Raw genomic sequence first — 18,984 nt, forward strand, 5'->3', positions numbered from 1 at the left:
TTTGCCTTGGGAGAACGCCTTGCCGAGCGTATCCACGTTGACCCCCGCCGATCCGGCGTTGCTGGTGCAGTTGTCCGACAGCCATCTGTTCGCCGAGGCGGACGCTTCGCTGCTGGGCATGAACACCCGCGAGAGCCTGCAAAAGGTCATCGACCTGGTGCTGGGGCAACAGCCGCAGATCGACCTGATTCTGGCCACCGGGGATATTTCCCAGGACGGCACGCTGGAGTCGTATCAACAGTTTCGCCAGATGAGCGCGCAGATTGCCGCGCCGGCGCGCTGGATTCCCGGTAATCATGACGAGCCGATGATCATGGCGGTTGCCGCCGTGCAAAGCGCATTGCTCGAGCCGATTGTGGATATCGGCAACTGGCGGGTGACGATGCTGGATTCGGCTGTACCCGGCTCAGTGCCGGGGTATTTGCAGGACGATCAATTGCAGCTGCTGGCCCGTTCGCTGAGCGAAGCGCCGGAGCGGCATCATCTGGTGTGCTTTCACCATCATCCGGTATCGATTGGGTGCGCGTGGATGGAGCCGATTGGTTTGCGCAATCCTGAAGCGTTTTTCGAGGTGCTGGATCGTTTTCCACAGGCCCGCGCGGTGTTGTGGGGGCATGTGCATCAGGAGATCGATCGCGAGCGTAATGGCGTGCGACTGATGGCTTCGCCTTCGACGTGCATTCAGTTTGAGCCGGGCAGTGAGGATTTCAAGGTGGGGGAGCAGGCGCCGGGGTATCGCTGGTTGCGGTTGTTGCCGGATGGCCGCTTGGAAACCGGGGTGGAACGCGTCACCGGTTTCGCCTACACAGTCGATTACGGCTCCAACGGTTATTGAGCGACAAATCAAAACCCTCACCCCAGCCCTCTCCCAGAGGGAGAGGGGGCCGACCGAGGTGTCTTTCGCTATCCATCGACCTGAAGCAGCATTGTCGATTGCGGATTCACAGCAAAGCGTTCAGGTCTATGTAGTTCGCAAATATCCCCCATTCGGTCCCCTCTCCCTCCGGGAGAGGGCTAGGGTGAGGGCCGCTCGTGCTGTCACACCAATTTATCGTGCCCACCCCCAATCCCGGCCCTTCTCCCTGTAAACTCCGCTATCTTTCGCCGACACTCAGGGAGCTCAAATGTCCGGTTCGATCCTCTATATCCACGGTTTCAACAGCGCCCCGGCCTCGAAAAAGGCCTGTCAGCTGGTGACGGTGATGGAGCAACTGGGTTTGAGCGATCAACTGCGTGTCCCGGCCCTGCATCACCATCCGCGCGAAGCCATCGGTCAGTTGGAGCAGGCAATCGCCGAGCTGGGCAGCCCGCTGCTGGTGGGAAGCTCACTCGGCGGCTACTATGCGACTCACCTGGCCGAGCGCCATGGCCTGAAAGCCTTGCTGGTCAACCCGGCGGTCAGCCCGCACCGGATGTTCGACGGCTATCTGGGCACGCAGAAAAACCTGTATACCGATGAAACCTGGGAATTGACCCACGACCATGTGACGGCCCTGGCCGAGCTGGAAGTGCCAGCACCTGTGGACGCCCAGCGCTATCAGGTATGGTTGCAGACCGGCGATGAAACACTGGATTATCGCCTCGCCCAGCAGTATTACCGCGCCTGCGCCTTGCGCATTCAGGCCGGCGGCGACCACAGTTTCCAAGGCTTTGCCGGGCAATTGCCGGCGTTGCTGAGTTTTGCCGGCATTGGTGCCGATGTGTATCAGGCAATCGATTTCACCGCACTGTGAAGTCTTGCCCCTATTTCATGAATGACTGACGACGAGACCCTATGGCCACTCCCAGCGCTAGCTCTTATAACGCCGACGCCATCGAAGTCCTCTCGGGCCTCGACCCGGTGCGCAAACGCCCCGGCATGTACACCGACACCAGTCGGCCGAACCACCTCGCCCAGGAAGTCATCGACAACAGCGTCGACGAAGCCCTGGCTGGCCACGCCAGATCGGTGCAGGTCATCCTGCACGCCGATCACTCGCTGGAAGTCAGCGATGACGGCCGTGGCATGCCGGTCGACATCCACCCGGAAGAGGGCGTGTCGGGCGTCGAACTGATCCTCACCAAGCTCCATGCGGGCGGCAAGTTTTCCAACAAGAACTACCAGTTCTCCGGCGGTCTGCACGGCGTGGGTATTTCCGTGGTCAACGCCTTGTCGACCGAAGTGCGCGTGCGCGTAAAGCGTGACGGCAACGAATACCAGATGACGTTCGCCGATGGCTACAAAGCCACCGAGCTGGAAATCGTCGGCACCGTCGGCAAGCGCAACACCGGCACCAGCGTGTACTTCGCGCCGGATCCGAAATACTTCGATTCACCAAAATTCTCCATCAGCCGCCTCAAGCACGTGCTCAAGGCCAAGGCTGTGCTGTGCCCGGGCCTGCTGGTCAGCTTCGAAGACAAAGGCACCGGCGAGAAAGTCGAGTGGCATTACGAAGACGGCCTGCGCTCGTATCTGGTCGACGCCGTCAACGAATTCGAACGCCTGCCGAACGAGCCGTTCTGCGGCGCTTTTGCCGGTAATAAAGAAGCCGTCGACTGGGCGCTGCTGTGGCTGCCGGAAGGTGGCGATGCGGTGCAGGAAAGCTACGTCAACCTGATCCCGACGGCGCAGGGCGGCACCCACGTCAACGGTTTGCGTCAGGGCCTGCTCGATGCCATGCGCGAATTCTGCGAATTCCGCAGCCTGCTGCCACGCGGCGTGAAGCTGGCGCCGGAAGACGTCTGGGAGCGCATTGCGTTCGTCCTGTCGATGAAAATGCAGGAGCCGCAATTCTCCGGCCAGACCAAAGAACGACTGTCGTCCCGTGAAGCGGCGGCATTCGTCTCCGGTGTGGTTAAAGACGCCTTCAGCCTGTGGCTCAACGCCAACCCGGAAACCGGTCTGGCCCTGGCGGAACTGGCGATCAACAACGCCGGTCGTCGTCTCAAGGCAAGCAAAAAGGTTGAACGTAAACGCGTCACCGCAGGCCCGGCATTGCCGGGCAAACTGGCGGATTGCGCCGGCCAGGATCCGATGCGCTCCGAACTGTTCCTCGTCGAAGGTGATTCCGCCGGCGGTTCCGCCAAGCAAGCGCGGGACAAGGAATTCCAGGCGATCCTGCCGTTGCGCGGCAAGATCCTCAACACTTGGGAAGTCGACGGCAGCGAAGTGCTCGCCAGTCAGGAAGTGCACAACATCGCCGTGGCTATCGGTGTCGATCCTGGCGCGGCGGACATGAGCCAGCTGCGCTACGGCAAGATCTGCATCCTCGCCGACGCCGACTCCGACGGTCTGCACATTGCCACGCTGCTGTGCGCGCTTTTCGTCCAGCATTTCCGCCCGCTGGTGGATGCCGGTCACGTCTACGTCGCCATGCCGCCGCTGTACCGCATCGACCTCGGCAAAGAGATTTACTACGCCCTCGACGAGGCCGAACGCGACGGCATTCTCGACCGTCTGGTTGCCGAGAAGAAACGCGGCAAACCGCAGGTCACGCGATTCAAAGGTCTGGGTGAAATGAACCCGCCGCAGCTGCGCGAAACCACCATGGACCCGAACACTCGGCGTCTGGTGCAGCTGACGCTGGGCGAAGACTACGCCGAAACCTCGGAAATGATGGACATGCTGCTGGCGAAGAAACGCGCCGGCGACCGCAAAACCTGGCTGGAATCCAAAGGCAACCTCGCCGAGGTGCTGACCTGATGCACTTTGGCTGGGCCTTGGCGGGTGCGTTGCTGCTGAGTTCAATGTGCGTGTCGGCCGCGCCGATACAAGAGCTGCGCCTGCTCGCCGAGCATCCGGTCGACGGCATGCGCGGCGGCAACCTTTCGGGGCTGGCGCTGTGCGGTAACGAGTTGTGGACGGTGTCCGATCGCGATGACGATCAGATCTACCGTCTCAATACCGGCAACAAGGTCTGGCAGGCCGAAACCGTGCACATCGACGTCCCGCCGGTGCCTGACAGCGGTTTGCCGTGGGGCATCAGCTCGCGCACGTGGGCTGCATCGTTTGTGCGTGGCGGCGATCTGGATTTCGAAGGCATCACCTGCGACAACGCTGGCAATCGCTTCATCGTCAGCGAGGCCCACGCGGCCGTGTTGCAAGTGCCGCCACAAGGCCCGGCGTCATGGCTGAAAATCTCGCCAATGCTGGTCAAAGAAGCCCGCGCCAGTGGCATGTTGCTGCACTTCAATGCGCTGTTCGAAGGCTTGGCGATCAACCCGGCGGGCGATCAGATCTGGTTGGTCGCCGAGCGTGAGCGCCGTGGTCTGCTGACCATCAAGCGTCAGCAAACGGTCTGGGATTGCGACGGTGCCTGTGTTCTGCTCAGCGAAGCTGGCGTTGAAATGCAGCCACCGCAGTTCCCCAAGGCCCGCGCCGTCACCCGTGATTTCGCCGATCTGTCGCTGTTCAACGGCAAGCTGTTCACGCTGGAACGCAATGCCTTCGAGATCTGCCGCCGCGACGCGGTCACGGCTAAAGTCGAGCAATGCTGGTCGTTCGCTGAAGATGCCTTGCAACCGCAGCGCCAATACCCACAGGCCTACGGTCTGGCAGAAGCCTTGGTGGTGGATGCGCAGGGCGCGTGGATCGGTATCGACAACAATGAAGGCGTCCGCGCCGACGGCGAAAAACGTCCGATCATCTGGCGCTTTGCCGCGCCTGACGGTGGCTGGAGCGCCAAGCCTTGAGCCAGCAACCCCCGGGCAAACGCGCCGGTCGCGTGCTGATGATTCTGGCCTGGTGCGCGGCGCTGTTTCTCGCTACGCGGTTTTTCGGCCAGTGGGAGCAACGCCAGCAGAATCCGAACGTGGTAGTCAGTTCGGAGCAAGGCGAAGGATTTATTGAGGTGAAACTGGCCGGCAATGCCCAAGGGCATTTTGTCGCCAGCGGTCAGATCAACGGTGAGCCGGTGGAGTTTATGCTCGACACCGGTGCGACCGATGTGGCGATCCCGGCGGATCTGGCCAAACGTTTGAAGCTGGAAGAAGGTTTCGGTGTGACCCTGAGCACGGCCAACGGCCTGAGCCAGGGCTATCGGACAAAAATTGCCCGCCTGCAATTGGGCCACATCGTGCTGCGGGACGTCCGCGCACTGGTGGCGCCGGGGTTGCATGGCGATCAGGTGCTGCTCGGCATGAGCGCCTTGAACAAACTTGAATTTACTCAGCGCGGTGGCACCATGTTGCTGCGCCAGACAACGAACCGATGAGGCCTGCATGAGCAATCCCCTTGATCTCAGCCTGGACGGTGTAGAACGCCGGTCGCTGGCTGACTTCACCGAAAGTGCCTACCTCAACTACTCCATGTACGTGATCATGGACCGTGCGCTGCCGCATATCGGCGACGGTCTGAAACCGGTACAGCGTCGCATCATTTATGCGATGAGCGAGTTGGGCCTGGACGCCGATTCCAAGCACAAGAAATCGGCGCGTACCGTCGGTGACGTGCTCGGTAAGTTTCACCCGCACGGTGACTCGGCGTGCTACGAAGCGATGGTGCTGATGGCCCAGCCGTTCAGCTATCGCTATACGCTGGTCGACGGCCAGGGTAACTGGGGTGCGCCGGACGATCCGAAGTCCTTCGCCGCCATGCGTTACACCGAAGCGCGCCTGTCGCGTTATTCCGAGGTGTTGCTCAGCGAACTAGGCCAAGGCACTGCAGACTGGGGCCCGAACTTCGACGGCACCCTGCAGGAACCGTTGGTGCTGCCGGCGCGCCTGCCGAACATTCTGCTCAACGGCACCACCGGCATCGCCGTGGGCATGGCCACCGACGTGCCGCCGCACAACCTGCGCGAAGTCGCCACTGCTTGCGTGCGTCTGCTTGATGAGCCGAAAGCTACAGTCGAACAGCTCTGCGAACACATTCAGGGCCCGGACTATCCGACCGAAGCGGAAATCATCACGCCGCGCGCCGACCTGCTGAAAATGTACGAAACCGGCAAGGGCTCGGTGCGCATGCGCGCCGTGTACCACGTCGAGGATGGCGACATCATTGTCACCGCGCTGCCGCACCAGGTTTCCGGTGCGAAAGTGCTGGAGCAGATCGCCGCGCTGATGCAGGCGAAACCGTCGAAAGCGCCGCAGATCGCTGACCTGCGTGACGAATCCGACCACGAAAACCCGTGCCGCATCGTCATCATTCCGGTCAACAGCCGCGTTGATCACGACGCGCTGATGCAGCACCTGTTCGCCAGCACCGAGCTGGAGTCGACCTACCGGGTCAACGTCAACATCATCGGTCTGGACGGCAAACCGCAGCTGAAAAACCTCCGCGCCTTGCTGGTCGAATGGCTGGAATTCCGCGTGCAGACCGTGCGTCGCCGCCTGCAATTCCGCCTCGATAAAGTCGAGCGTCGTCTGCACCTGTTGGACGGTTTGTTGATTGCCTACCTCAATCTGGATGAAGTGATCCACATCATCCGTACCGAGGAACACCCGAAAGCCAAGCTGATCGAGCGTTTCGCCCTCAGCGAGATTCAGGCCGACTACATTCTCGACACCCGTCTGCGTCAGTTGGCGCGACTGGAAGAGATGAAGCTGCGCGATGAGCAGGACGAACTGCTCAAGGAACAAGCCAAGCTGCAAGCGCTGCTGGGCAGCGAAGCCAAGTTGAAAAAACTGGTGCGCACCGAGCTGATCAAGGACGCCGAAACCTATGGCGACGACCGCCGTTCGCCAATCGTCGAGCGCAGCGAAGCCAAAGCGTTGACCGAGCATGATCTGCTGCCGAACGAGAAAGTCACCGTTGTGCTGTCGGAAAAAGGCTGGATCCGTTCGGCCAAAGGTCACGACATCGACGCGACCGGCCTGTCGTACAAGGCCGGCGACGGCTTCAAGACCTCGGCGGCGGGGCGTTCCAACCAGTCTGCCGTGGTGATCGACTCCACCGGCCGCAGCTATTCGGTCGCCGCGCACACGTTGCCGTCGGCGCGTGGCCAGGGCGAACCGTTGACCGGCCGTCTGACGCCGCCACCGGGCGCCTCGTTTGAATGCGTGCTGATGCCGGAAGACGACGCGTTGTACGTGATCGCCTCCGACGCCGGTTACGGTTTCGTCGTGAAAGGCGAAGACCTGCAAGCCAAGAACAAGGCCGGTAAAGCCCTGTTGAGCCTGCCGAACAACGCCAAAGTCATCGCGCCACGCCCAGTGGCTGATCGTGAGCACAACTGGCTGGCCTCGGTCACGACCGAAGGTCGCCTGCTGATCTTCAAAATCAGCGATCTGCCACAATTAGGGAAGGGCAAAGGCAACAAGATCATCGGTATTTCCGGTGAACGTGTGGCCAGTCGCGAAGAATATGTCACGGACATCGCCGTCATTCCGGAAGGCGCCACGTTGGTGTTGCAGGCCGGAAAACGGACTCTGTCGCTGAAGGCCGACGACCTCGAACACTACAAAGGTGAGCGTGGACGTCGTGGCAATAAGCTACCTAGGGGCTTCCAGAGAGTGGATGCGCTGCTCGTCGAAAACCTCAATTAGGCGTCCTAGAGGCGTCGATCCACGATTTAACGCGTAGATCGACGCTTTGGCGCTGGAGTCGGAACGCATATTCACGGATGATATGGCCTTTCAAGCGCCGGCGTGGCCGAGCGTTCTTCATATTTATTGAGTATTTTCACTGTGGTCAGCCTTGTGGCGGCCACCTGGACGGGATGATGACTGCGCTACGCCTTCCACTTATTTTGTTGCTCGCCGGCGTTCTTGGCCTGGCGGGTTGCAGCGTTCACCAGCCGGTGTCGCTGTATCAACTGGACAGCGGAAGTCCGGTTCAGCCTGCGCAAAGCGCGGGCATGGCGGTTTTGTTGGGCCCGGTAGTCGTCGCTGATTACCTGCAACGTGAAACACTGCTGCAACGTCAACCCGACGGCAGCCTGCAAGCGGCGACCGATGGTCGTTGGGCCGGCAGCCTTTCGTCGGATATCGATCAGTTGTTGATGCGTCAGGTCGCGGGTCACCTCGACAGCCAACGTGTGGTGCTGGCACCGGCCACCAGCGGGTTTACCCCGGATGTGCAGGTGTTGCTGACCATCACGCGTCTGGACTCCGGGGTTAAACAACCGGCGATTCTGGATGCGCAGTGGCGTTTGATTGACCGTCGTGGTCAGGTGCGGGATAACCGCATCATTCATCTGCAAGAGCTGCATGCGGGCAGTACGGCTTCGCAAGTGCAGGCGCAAGGGATCTTGTTGCAGCGTCTGGCTGAGCAATTGTCGGTGGCGTTGAAGCCGTTGGCTAATCAGCCTCCGGTGGCTGAAGCGCCGCGTAAGTCGGCACCGAAACCGGCAGCGCCGGCGGCGGACGCGGATAAGCAGCCGAAGATTCCAATGGCTTCGCCGATTCGGACGGATATGGAAGTGTTCCGCTTCTAACGCTGGATCGAGTTAAAACAGAGCCCGCCTTGTGCGGGCTTTGTTGTGTCTGGGGTTCTGCGTGAAAGATCAAAAGCCCCTCACCCTAACCCTCTCCCGGAGGGAGAGGGGACTGACCGAGGTGTCTGGCGTCATACGTCGACCTGCAAGCGCTTGGCGATTATGGATTCACAGCTGGGCGTTCAAGTCGGTGCAGCTCTGCAATATCCCCCAATCAGTCCCCTCTCCCTTTGGGAGAGGGCTAGGGTGAGGGGCTTTTCAGTCACCCACAAAAAAGCCCGCAGACAATCACTCGTCTGCGGGCTTCTGTGTTTCAGGCCGAACGCTTAAGCCCGACGCTCATGCATCCGCGCCAGTTGCCGTTCCAGCATCGACGGATAAGGCTCCATCAACCGCTCCACACAGCAAGCCCCCTCAGGGCTGGCGATCGGGCGGATTCGCGCGCGTTGGCGGATCAGCGCGTCGTCACCAATCTTGCGTTCCACCAGCAGCAGATTGCGGCTGTGCTGCGACAGGGCCAAAGCATCCTGCGCCGAATCCGTCAGCAGCAGATCGATCTGGCTCAACCCAAACAGCTCATCGCCCAAGGTCAGGCCCAACTGCAATTGCAGGGTGATGCCGCTGTCCGCGACTTCAATCTGCAACTGATGGCCCAGCGCGCGCAGCAGCTCGCCGCAGCAGATCGCGTTGGTCAGGTAATCGTCGCCACTGTCTTCGGTGTGGAACAGCATCAGCGTGCTGCCGTCGTTCAAGGTTTCGATTTCACCCTGATACAACGAAGCCGCCTGATCGAGGCAGTCGCGATAACGTTCCAGCAATTCTTCCAGACGCGCACGCGGCAGGCGACGCAGTTGTTCCTGCGAACCCAGTTGCACGGCGAGCACCGCACTGTGTTGCGGCACGCTCGGCGTGGCTCTGCGCACGACCGGTTGCGGTGCTGCATCGAGCGATTCGTCGCGCAGATCGGCAAACGCGTCGTCGTCTTCATCGTCTTCAACGGTGCTGACGACGTGGCGTGGCGCCGGTTTCTGGGCGGCCATCGGACGGGTTTCGTCGAAGCTCGGATCGCGCAGGTTGCGCACTTCGAACTCGGGTTCGTCGTCCTCTTCTTCGAATTCCGGCTCGGGTTCCGGTTCAGGCACGGGCGCTGGTTCCGGGGCGTAGTTGGCGTGCAGTTGACGCGCCAGATCGCCGATCTCGTCCTGACGATCTGTGCCTGGCGTGTACTCGTCGATGTTGCGCAGCCACACGCGCAATTGCAGCAGTGGCGTCGACAAATTACGGCCAATGCGCAGGCTCAGGGCCAGCGACAGCGCCAACAGAATCCCGCTGAGAATGCCCATGCTTTGCAGGCTGATGGTCATCGGCTGCTGGAACTGATCCATGTCGAGGCTGATGCGCAGTTGCCCGGCGGTCACGTCCTGGAACGTGATCTTGCTCTCGTACATGCCTTCGGCTTCGCCCAACAGGCTGTGCTTGGGCCGCTGACCGGACTCGGCGAGGATGCGGTTATCCACGCTGTAGATTGCCGCGTGGGCCACCAGTTTGTTCTTGGTCAGGTTGTTGAGCAGCACGTTGAGGCTGAGGATGTCGTTGGACACCAACAGCTCCGTGGCAGAGGTCGCGGTCTGCGTGGTCAGGCTTTCGCCCAGCGCATCGGCCTGCTGGTGCATGGCCTGCTTGAATTGCAAACCCATCACGCCGGCATAGATCACCAGGGCCAGAGCGACCAGGATCACGTTATGGCTGGCAATGCGCAATGCAATCGGTACACGGCGGTGGCGCAGTGCACGGAAGATCAGCAGGAAGAAGTTATCGGTTTTAACTGGCGTGGGCCGGTTCACTGAGCTCGGCTCTTTTGTCCGTGAAGTTGACGCGCAGTATAGCGACAGGCCCTAGACCGGCAAAGCGCTGACGGTGCCCGATGGTCACTGAAAGTGGGTAGAATGCGGTTTTTTTCCAGTTGCGGGGGTGCGCGTTGCGCGAAATCGTCCTGATTAACATCACGGGAGTCGACCGTCCGGGTCTGACGGCAGCCATTACCGGTGTTTTGGCACAAGGTGGTGTGAACATTCTCGATATCGGTCAGGCGGTGATCCACGACACCCTGTCGTTCGGCATCCTGGTTGAAATTCCCGATTCCGAGCAAGGCAAATCCGTGCTCAAGGACATCCTGTTCAAGGGCTACGAGCTCGACCAGCAGGTGCGCTTCACCCCGGTGTCCGAAGAGGATTACCAGCAATGGGTGGGCAACCAGGGCAAAAAACGCCACATCGTGACCTTGCTGACCCGCAAGGTGACCGCCGGCCAATTGCAGGCCGTCAGCTCGATCACTGCTAAATACGGTTTGAACATCGACCACATCGACCGTCTGTCGGGTCGCATGCCGCTGGACACGCCGGCGGACAAGGGCAAGGGCTGCATCGAGTTTTCCGTGCGTGGCGAAGCGGCCGATCCGCAGGCCTTGCGCGCCGAATTCCTCAGCGTCGCCCAAGAGCTGAACGTCGACATCGCTTTCCAGGAAGATTCACTGTTCCGTCGCAACCGGCGTCTGGCCGTGTTCGACATGGACTCGACGCTGATCGAAGCGGAAGTGATCGATGAGCTGGCCAAGGCTGCCGGTGTCGGTGAACAGGTGTCGGCCATCACCGAACGGGCGATGTCCGGCGAGCTGGATTTCCGCGCCAGTTTCAAAGAACGTCTGGCGCTGCTCAAAGGCCTCGACGTCAGCGTGCTTGATTCGATCGGCGCTTCGCTGCGTCTGACCGAAGGCGCGGAAACGTTGTTCGCCGAGCTCAAACGTCTGGGTTACAAGACCGCGATCCTGTCTGGCGGCTTCACCTATTTCGCCAAACAATTGCAGGCCAAACTCGGCATCGACTACGTGTTCGCCAACGAACTGGAAGTGGTCGACGGCAAGTGCACCGGCGTGGCGATCGAGCCGATTGTTGATGCGCAGCGTAAGGCTGATTTGCTGAAAGAGTTGGCACACAAGGAAGGTTTGCGTCTGGAGCAGACCATTGCCGTGGGCGATGGCGCGAACGATTTACCGATGCTGGCAATTGCCGGGCTGGGTGTGGCGTTCCGGGCCAAGCCGTTGGTGAAGCGATCGGCGAAGCAGGCGATTTCGACGTTGGGTCTGGATGGTGTGCTGTATTTGCTGGGTTTCCGTGATCGTGATGGGCAGTTGTAATTAAAGATCAAAAGATCGCAGCCTTCGGCAGCTCCTACATGGTTTTTCTCCTGTAGGAGCTGCCGAAGGCTGCGATCTTTTGCTTTATAGCGACTTCCACAACGAATCAAAATCCTCCTCGCTCCCGCCATTCTGCGCGGCTTCCAGCGAGCGGTAAGCGAACTGATTAAAACTGTGCGTACTCGCCACCCGCCGATCCAGCCCGGCGCGGTGTTCTTTGCCGTGGGTGTTGATCAGCACTTTGCTGCCTTCCTGAAACGGCAGGCACGGCGCGAGCAGTGTCGCGGGCACGTCGATCGCGCTGATCTCCGGCAACAATAATCCACGCAAATACTGGCTGTGATCGTCCCGCGAACGCACCAGTTGCAAGCCGCAGGGCTGCGCATGCGGCGCCACCAGTTCAATGCCCATTTGCGTGCCGCCGCCGCGCACCTGACGAATCCAGCGAATCACCGCGATGCTCCAGCCCAGACTGACGCTGTCCTGAATGCCGAGCATTTCCCCGGCCTGCAACTCGGCGGGGACTTCTTTCGGCCAGCCCAGGCAGTAACCGCCGGGGCTGTGATTGATCACGGGCAATGCGTAGGTCGGATAGTGCGGTGCGGCGTCGGCGCTGCTTTCATCTTCGCCGAGGTGGTCGTACTGGATTTCTTCGTAGGGCAAAAATTCCTCGTTATTCTGTGGCGCCGCATCGAAGGCATGGCTCCAGCTGTCCTTTTCACCTTGAACCACGGCGTGGCTGAAATTCGCTGCGCGGGCGCCGGGATGTTTGAGCATATCGCTGAAACTGCGCTCGCCGCCAAGGTAGAAGTGCAGGGGGCTCATGCCCACGCACACGGTCAGATTGCCTTGGCCGACGGTGCGCTGAAAACTGCGCTCGGCCGCTTCGCCCCACGTCGCGTGTAAATGTTGCAGCGTGTCGAAACTCAGCCCGGTCGGGACGGGCAAAGGCTTGGACGTGTCCTGATGCAGCAAATGCGCTTCGAGGGTATTCACCAGCGGTTGCGGATCGAAGCCGAGCAAACCGGCGCGTTGCTCACTGCGGAACATGCTGCGGTAACGCGGGCCGACATCGAGTTCGGCGCTGATCGCAAACAGGCCGTCGTCGGGCGTACCGGGGTGCAGCTTGAGCAGGGCGCTCCATGGTTCAAGCACTTCGGCAAGGCGGGCGATCTGGTTCTGGCGCAGTTGATTGCAGCGGGCGCTGCCGAGGAGCAGGGCGGCGATGTAGGTTTGTTCGAGGCTCAGCTCCGTGGTCAGGCTGGACAGATCGTCATGCACACGCCGCTGTTGCAACTGCAATTGACACGCGATGCGATAGAGCTGATGCAGTTCAAACCACAGATGCTCTGGCGGCGGACTGTACAGCTGGGTTGCGCGAACCAGTTGGCCCTTCAACGCATGCGCCGCGCGCTGCAAAGCCAATCCAACCAACGCCGCACGATCCTTGCTGTACTTCGGCGCAATCCGCACAACGATCTGTTTGTAACCGATCGCCAGATGACTTTGCAGGGCCTGACACAGATTGCTGATCTTGCGCGAACGCTCATCGAGCATGATCGCCTGATGCAGGAAATGTCGCTCCAGATGCTGACAGACGAAATACACCTCGGGCCGCAGCAATTCGAGCAGGTGCAGACGATTGTCGCTGGGCGTGAGTAATTGGTTGAGTTCGCCGAGGCCTTGATACAACTGGCGGGCGGTTTCGCCGATGTTGGCCTTGGGCAGGCCGGCGATCCAGCGCTTGAGGTCGCGCGGGGTAGCTTCGCAAAATGACAGGCGCGGCTGATTCGGGGTCGGGGCGCGCAGCTGTGGGGGAGAGATGGTCTGGCTCATGCCAAAAACCATAGCAGCAAATAAGCGAGCGGGTGTTCTGCCTCAACGCATCGTCATTGACGATGCATACAAAACAACGTGTAGGAGCTGCCGCAGGCTGCGATCTTTTGATCTTTTGATCTTTTGATCTTTGAACGCGGAGCGTCCACGGCTGCATTCCCACGCAGAGCGTGGGAACGATCAAGATCGCAGCCTGCGGCAGCTCCTACAAGGATTGTGTGTTTCTGGAATCAGGCGTTTGGCAGTGCCAGGCCTTGGCCCATCTGCACCGGCGAACCGGCAACCAGTTCTTCAGCCCATTTCACCTGATCCGGGCCGAACAGCACGATCGCGGTCGAACCCAGTTTGAAGCGGCCCAGTTCAGCACCTTTCTCCAAGTGGATCGGCGCACGGGCGGCTTCGTCGTAGCGGAAGGTTTTCAGCTCGCGCTTCGGCGGCGTGACCAGACCGGCCCACACGGTTTCAATCGAAGCGACGATCATCGCGCCGACCAGCACCACCGCCATCGGGCCGCGCTCGGTGTCGAAAATGCACGCCACGCGCTCGTTGCGAGCGAACAGTTCCGGCACGTTTTCAGCGGTAGTCTGATTCACCGAGAAGATCCGCCCCGGGATATAGACCATCTCGCGCAGGGTGCCGGCCAGCGGCATGTGCACGCGGTGGTAGTCCTTCGGCGACAGGTAAATAGTGGCGAAGTCGCCGCCCATGAACGGTGCCGCATTGGCCGCGTCACCGCCGAGCAGTTCGAGCACGCTGAAGCTGTGGCCCTTGGCCTGGAACACGCGACCGTGTTCGATCGGGCCGAGCTGGCTGACCGCACCGTCGGCCGGGCTGAGGATCGCGCCCGGGGTTTCGTCCAGCGGGCGCGCGCCGTCTTTCAGGGCGCGGGTGAAGAAGGCGTTGAAGTGCTCGTAAGCGGTCAGGTCTTCCACCAGCGCTTGCGACATGTCGACTTGATAACGCTTGGCGAACCACTGGGTGAACGCATTCTTGAACCAGCGCACGCGGCACTCGGCAACGCAGCCGGCCAGGCGCGACAGCAGGTGATGAGGCAGCAGGTACTGACTGAGGATAAACAGACGCTCTTTCATTAGTTGTCCTTAAAAACCTTAAATCTCGACTGGCGTGTCAGGGTGGTTGCCCCATTCGCCCCAGGAACCGGCGTAGCCTTTGACCCGCGGATAACCGAGGGATTTGGCCACCAGATAAGTGAAGCCCGACCGGTGATGGGTCTGGCAGTGGGTAATGATTTCTTTGTCCTTGGTGATCCCGAGGTCTTCGAGGATCTGCGGCATGTCGCTGCGAATGCGCAACTGACGCGCCTTGTCCATGCCCGCCGTCCATTCAAAATTGACCGCGCCGGGAATGTGCCCGGCCTTGGCGGCCAGCACTTTCTCGCCGGAGTATTCCAGCGGCCCGCGCGCATCCCAGATCGCCAGATCGGCAGCCCCGAGACGGCTTTGCAGGTATTCACGGGTCGCGGTCGGCTCGTCGTGCAGGGTCAACGGCAGTGGGCCTCCGACGGCTGCCGGCACTTGAATCGACATCGGCATGCCATCCGCCAGCCACGCCGGCAAACCACCGTCTATATAGTGGTACTTGTGGTGACCGATCACGTCGAGCAACCAGATGAAGCGTCCGGCCCAGCCGCCGCCCTCATCGTCGTAAACCACGTAGACCGCGTCCTTGCGATGGCCCAGCTCACCGAACAACGCTTCCAGATCGGCTTTGGCCGGCAGCAAACCCGGCGCCGGCGGCTGGCCGAGCTGGGTACGCTTGGGGTCGACAAAGCGCGCGCCGGGGAGATGTCCCTCGGTGTAGCGGGCGGCACTGGTCAGATCCACCAGAATCAGCTCTTCAGACTCAAGCCGAGGCAGCAGGTCGCTCGGTTCGATGACGAGCGGCAAGCCAGAGAAGTCAGACATGCGAGGTCTCCAGAGCACAAAGGGGAGGATTGTAGCGCAGCCTCATCGGCCACGGCTGCTAAAGCTGTGCAGGGCTTTTTCGATGCACTGCGCGGTTTTGCCAAAGGCCTGCACGGTGATGTCGGCAAACGGCCCGCCGCCCTGATCGGCGACAACGATCATGATCACCCGGCCATTGTTGACCAATGAACGCAGGAACAAATGCTCACCGCGAAACAGCGTGCGCAGGCCCGATGGCAGCAACGCGGAAAATTGAGCGTTGTTGTCCGGGTTGATCCGCACCTGCGCCTGTTGCGCGAGTAAACGTTGCAGCACGCTGCTCTGGCTGACGACAAAATTCAGCGCTGCCGCTTCTTTCGGCAGGCCGAAGGTTTGATTCACGCGCAGATTGGATTGCGTGCGGTCAGCCATCAGTATCATCACCCGGCGCATGCCGCTGGCCACCAGCGCATCGCGGGCGGCGACGGTCAGGCTCATGGCATTGGTGAAACGGCTCGGCTCGGCCAGCAGTTCGGCGCATTGCTTGCGCCACTGGCCCAGGTCTTCAGAGGTCGGCGCGGCGGCGGGCAACATCCCGGCGGGTAAACGACGAGTGCCCCACGGCCACAACAGCGAAACCGCCGGGTGCCACAAATCAGGCATCGCATGCTGACGGGCACTGTTCGCGGCTTGTTGGTGCAACTGTTGCTGCACCTCGTCCATGGAAATCTGCAGATATAGGCTGGTCAGGTACTGCCAGCGTTCACTGTGCGGACTGTCCCAGGCCTGTTGCGCTGACAGCGCCAGACCGTTGGCCAGCAGCACGGTGTTGGCCGGTTGGTTGAGCCAGCGGCGCAAAGTCGGGTCATCGTCGAGGCGATTTTGCTGGCGCAGCGGGTGTTCGCTGTCGCGGGCGATGCGCAGCACTTTGACCAGTTCACGCTGTTCGCTGAGCAACAATTTATAGCCTTGCTGCACCCAGATCGGCAGGTGCCAGACCGCAACCAGCGCTTCCGCGATCCGCAGCAGGCGCACGCCGAACAATTGCTTTTCGACGGTGCGCGCCGACTCGCCCTTGTGGATAACCCGCAGCTCCCACTCTTCGAGCAACTGTGGATAAGTCAGCGCCAGTGGCCACAGCGGCGACAGAAACAACAGGCTGCCCCAATGAATGTCCTGCCACAGCCGCGCCAGGCGACTGGCGAAAAAGCCATTGGCCTGTTGCGTCGCGTGCTGGCTGATCATCTGCAATTGGCGCAGGGCCTTGGGGATTTGCATCTGCGGTTGGGCCGGCAGACGCGCGAGCAACTCTTCGGTACGGGCGAGGCCGAGACGATTGATCGCCACTTCCAGATTTTCCGCCGGCGTGCCCATGTTGCCGTGGGTGTGACGATTGGCCTCACGGATGATGCTCAAGGCCAGCGCCGGGCTGTCCTGCATCAAATCGGCGATGTCGCGCAGCGAGCTGCGGTTATCACGGATCGCGCGACAGACCTTGTCGTGTGCCTCTTGCGGCACGGGCAGGCGAACGCTGTCGAGCAGCTTGACCCAGCCTTCGAGGGTGGTCGGTTTTGCGTGTGGGACGTTCGTTTCATTAGCCATGTCTGGACGGGATCTTCATCTGCTTTAGACGCGCCCGGCATGGGCTAAATTGGCTTTTCGCCTGAACTGGCTATAGTCTGGCGCAGTTTTGCCGATAAGTAGAAGAAGAGATTTTTTAACTTCCGAATATGACCTTGAACCCGACTTAAATAAGTACTTTCTACCTATGGCTAAAATTATCGGCATCATCGTCGTATTCGCGAGCGTGCTCGGCGGATACGTGCTTTCCCACGGCAAAATTGCCGCCCTTATCCAGCCTTTCGAGGTGTTGATTATCGGTGGCGCGGCACTCGGTGCGTTCCTGCAGGCCAACCCCGGCTACATGACGATGCACGTGCTCAAGAAATCCCTGAGCATGTTCAGTTCGCGCTTCACCCACACGTTCTATCTGGAAGTGCTGGGTCTGATCTACGAGATCCTCAACAAGAGCCGCCGCGAAGGCATGATGGCCATCGAGGGCGACATCGAAGATGCCGCCGCGAGCCCGATCTTCGCCAAGTACCCGGCCGTGCTCAAAGACGAACGCATGACCGCGTTCATCTGCGATTACCTGCGCATCATGTCGTCCGGCAACATGGCCCCGCACGAGCTGGAAGGCTTGTTCGACATGGAGCTGTACAGCCTTAAAGAAGACCTCGAACACCCATCCCACGCGGTGAACGGCATCGCCGACGCCATGCCGGGTTTCGGTATTGTTGCGGCGGTACTCGGTATCGTGGTGACCATGGCTTCGCTGGGTGAAGGCGATCAGAAATCCATCGGTCTGCACGTCGGTGCGGCACTGGTGGGTACCTTCTTCGGTATTCTCGCGGCGTACGGTTTCTTCGGCCCGCTGGCGCATTCGCTGGCCCACGATGCCAAAGAAGAGCTGAACGTTTACGAAGCCATCAAGGCCTCGCTGGTGGCTTCGGCTTCTGGCATGCCGCCATCGCTGGCAGTCGAGTTCGGGCGCAAGGTGCTGTACCCGGCGCACCGTCCAAGCTTCGCCGAGCTGGAACAAGCGGTTCGCGGTCGCTAAGTCATGGAAAATAATCAGCCGATTATCATCAAGCGCGTCAAGCGCATAGCCGGTGGGCATCACGGCGGAGCGTGGAAAATCGCCTTCGCCGACTTTGCGACGGCGATGATGGCGTTCTTCCTCGTGCTGTGGCTGTTGTCCACCGCCACACCCGAGCAGAAGATCGCCATCGCCGGTTATTTCAAAGACCCGGTCGGCTTCTCCGAAAGCGGCACGCCGTACATCATCGACTTGGGCGGCACGCCGACCCTGGCGCCGGAAAACACCCTCAACCCTGAGGTGAAATCCCAGCCGCAACCAGACAAGGTCACCGTCGACACCGAACAGGTCGAAGGCATGGCCGAGCAGGTCGAGAAAGAACGTCTGGAACTGCTCCTGCAAGAACTGCAGAACAAGGTTGACGAGAACCCGCAACTGCAGAAATTCAAGGATCAGATCCTCTTCGAGATCACTCCGAATGGTTTGCGCATCCAGATCATGGACGCTGAAAACCGGCCGATGTTCGACTCAGGTTCTGCACGCCTGAAGCCGTATTTCGAAGACATCCTGCTGGCGATGGCCGATACGATCAAAGCGGTGCCGAACAAAATCAGCATCAGCGGCCACACCGACGCCAAGCCGTACACTGGCACCGGCGATTTCGGAAACTGGGAGCTGTCGGCCAACCGCGCCAACGCTGCACGTCGTGCACTGGTGGCGGGGAGCTATCCGGATGCGCAAGTGGCGCGGGTCGTCGGTTATGCCTCGTCGGCGTTGTTCGACCGGGAAAATCCGTTCAACCCGGTCAACCGTCGTATCGACATCGTCGTCCTGACCAAAAAGGCCCAGGAAGCGATCGAGGGTGCGCAAGGTGCGGACGCGGCGAAGCCAGTCGATGAAAGCCACAACGGCGCCACCCCGACAACGCCGGTTGATCCGAATGCTTTGCCGGCGGATCAGCAACCGGTGCCGCCGCATGAGTTGCGTGAGCGGCTGAACTTGTTTGATGACGCCGCGCCGAAACCGGCGGAACCGGGGAGTGCGGTGCCAGCGCCGGCGCCGGCTCCTGCGCCGAAGCAGTAAGAGACGAAAAAGCCG

Annotated in this window: 15 protein-coding genes; 10 read left to right on the plus strand and 5 right to left on the minus strand. The window is 60.6% G+C overall.

Annotation, left to right across the window (positions count from 1 at the left end):
• The first annotated feature begins 19 nt into the window (after positions 1-19).
• From cpdA to KFS80_RS11750, 7 genes are all read left to right on the plus strand, one after another.
• Entirely contained in the window at positions 20-835 is an 816-nt protein-coding gene (cpdA, locus tag KFS80_RS11720) for a 3',5'-cyclic-AMP phosphodiesterase (protein ID WP_212544890.1), read from the plus strand.
• A gap of 289 nt (positions 836-1,124) precedes the next feature.
• On the plus strand, positions 1,125-1,733 hold the full coding sequence (locus KFS80_RS11725) for a YqiA/YcfP family alpha/beta fold hydrolase (RefSeq protein WP_212544891.1): 609 nt from the start codon (positions 1,125-1,127) through the stop codon (positions 1,731-1,733).
• A gap of 41 nt (positions 1,734-1,774) precedes the next feature.
• The gene (gene parE, locus KFS80_RS11730) at positions 1,775-3,682 is read left to right on the plus strand and encodes a DNA topoisomerase IV subunit B (protein WP_212544892.1); all 1,908 of its coding nucleotides are present in this window, start codon (positions 1,775-1,777) and stop codon (positions 3,680-3,682) included.
• Positions 3,682-4,671, plus strand: a complete 990-nt coding sequence (locus tag KFS80_RS11735) for an esterase-like activity of phytase family protein (RefSeq protein WP_212544893.1) — start codon at positions 3,682-3,684, stop codon at positions 4,669-4,671. Before parE ends, KFS80_RS11735 begins: the two co-directional genes overlap by 1 nt.
• Positions 4,668-5,192 carry a retropepsin-like aspartic protease family protein gene (locus KFS80_RS11740; RefSeq protein ID WP_212544894.1) on the plus strand — a complete coding sequence of 175 codons (525 nt, stop codon included), beginning with the start codon at positions 4,668-4,670 and terminating at the stop codon, positions 5,190-5,192. The genes KFS80_RS11735 and KFS80_RS11740 overlap by 4 nt, the downstream gene beginning before the upstream one ends.
• A gap of 7 nt (positions 5,193-5,199) precedes the next feature.
• Positions 5,200-7,464 (plus strand): DNA topoisomerase IV subunit A, encoded by a 2,265-nt coding sequence (parC, locus tag KFS80_RS11745; RefSeq protein ID WP_053116750.1) that lies wholly within the window; start codon positions 5,200-5,202, stop codon positions 7,462-7,464.
• Positions 7,465-7,640: 176 nt separating this feature from the next.
• Entirely contained in the window at positions 7,641-8,354 is a 714-nt protein-coding gene (locus tag KFS80_RS11750; RefSeq protein WP_053116751.1) for a PqiC family protein, read from the plus strand.
• A 326-nt stretch (positions 8,355-8,680) separates the two neighbouring features.
• Here the strand turns inward: KFS80_RS11750 and KFS80_RS11755 are convergent, their stop codons facing one another.
• Positions 8,681-10,198, minus strand: coding sequence for an AhpA/YtjB family protein (locus KFS80_RS11755; RefSeq protein ID WP_212544895.1), 1,518 nt, complete (start codon positions 10,196-10,198; stop codon positions 8,681-8,683).
• 134 nt (positions 10,199-10,332) lie between these two features.
• Here KFS80_RS11755 and serB point away from each other — a divergent pair, with 134 nt between their 5' ends.
• A complete protein-coding gene (gene serB / locus KFS80_RS11760; protein WP_212544896.1) occupies positions 10,333-11,547 on the plus strand; it encodes a phosphoserine phosphatase SerB in 1,215 nt (404 codons plus the stop codon).
• Between the two features lie 84 nt (positions 11,548-11,631).
• On the opposite strand, the gene KFS80_RS11765 is transcribed toward serB, so the two are convergent.
• The 4 genes from KFS80_RS11765 to KFS80_RS11780 all read right to left on the minus strand — a co-directional run bounded on the left by KFS80_RS11765 (position 11,632) and on the right by KFS80_RS11780 (position 16,889).
• Positions 11,632-13,383: a molecular chaperone gene (locus KFS80_RS11765; RefSeq protein WP_212544897.1), complete on the minus strand. Its 1,752-nt coding sequence runs from the start codon at positions 13,381-13,383 to the stop codon at positions 11,632-11,634.
• Between the two features lie 230 nt (positions 13,384-13,613).
• The gene (gene asd, locus KFS80_RS11770) at positions 13,614-14,474 is read right to left on the minus strand and encodes an archaetidylserine decarboxylase (RefSeq protein WP_053116755.1); all 861 of its coding nucleotides are present in this window, start codon (positions 14,472-14,474) and stop codon (positions 13,614-13,616) included.
• Between the two features lie 18 nt (positions 14,475-14,492).
• The gene (gene rhdA / locus KFS80_RS11775) at positions 14,493-15,308 is read right to left on the minus strand and encodes a rhodanese-like domain-containing protein (protein WP_212544898.1); all 816 of its coding nucleotides are present in this window, start codon (positions 15,306-15,308) and stop codon (positions 14,493-14,495) included.
• A gap of 42 nt (positions 15,309-15,350) precedes the next feature.
• Positions 15,351-16,889, minus strand: coding sequence for an HDOD domain-containing protein (locus KFS80_RS11780; protein ID WP_212544899.1), 1,539 nt, complete (start codon positions 16,887-16,889; stop codon positions 15,351-15,353).
• 166 nt (positions 16,890-17,055) lie between these two features.
• Here KFS80_RS11780 and motA point away from each other — a divergent pair, with 166 nt between their 5' ends.
• The gene (gene motA / locus KFS80_RS11785) at positions 17,056-17,907 is read left to right on the plus strand and encodes a flagellar motor stator protein MotA (RefSeq protein WP_053116758.1); all 852 of its coding nucleotides are present in this window, start codon (positions 17,056-17,058) and stop codon (positions 17,905-17,907) included.
• 3 nt (positions 17,908-17,910) lie between these two features.
• Positions 17,911-18,969 (plus strand): flagellar motor protein MotB, encoded by a 1,059-nt coding sequence (motB, locus tag KFS80_RS11790; RefSeq protein WP_212544900.1) that lies wholly within the window; start codon positions 17,911-17,913, stop codon positions 18,967-18,969.
• The last annotated feature ends 15 nt before the right edge of the window (positions 18,970-18,984 follow it).

Origin of the sequence: Pseudomonas rustica, assembly GCF_018336155.1 — a bacterium.
In the GTDB taxonomy this organism is placed as follows: domain Bacteria; phylum Pseudomonadota; class Gammaproteobacteria; order Pseudomonadales; family Pseudomonadaceae; genus Aquipseudomonas; species Aquipseudomonas rustica.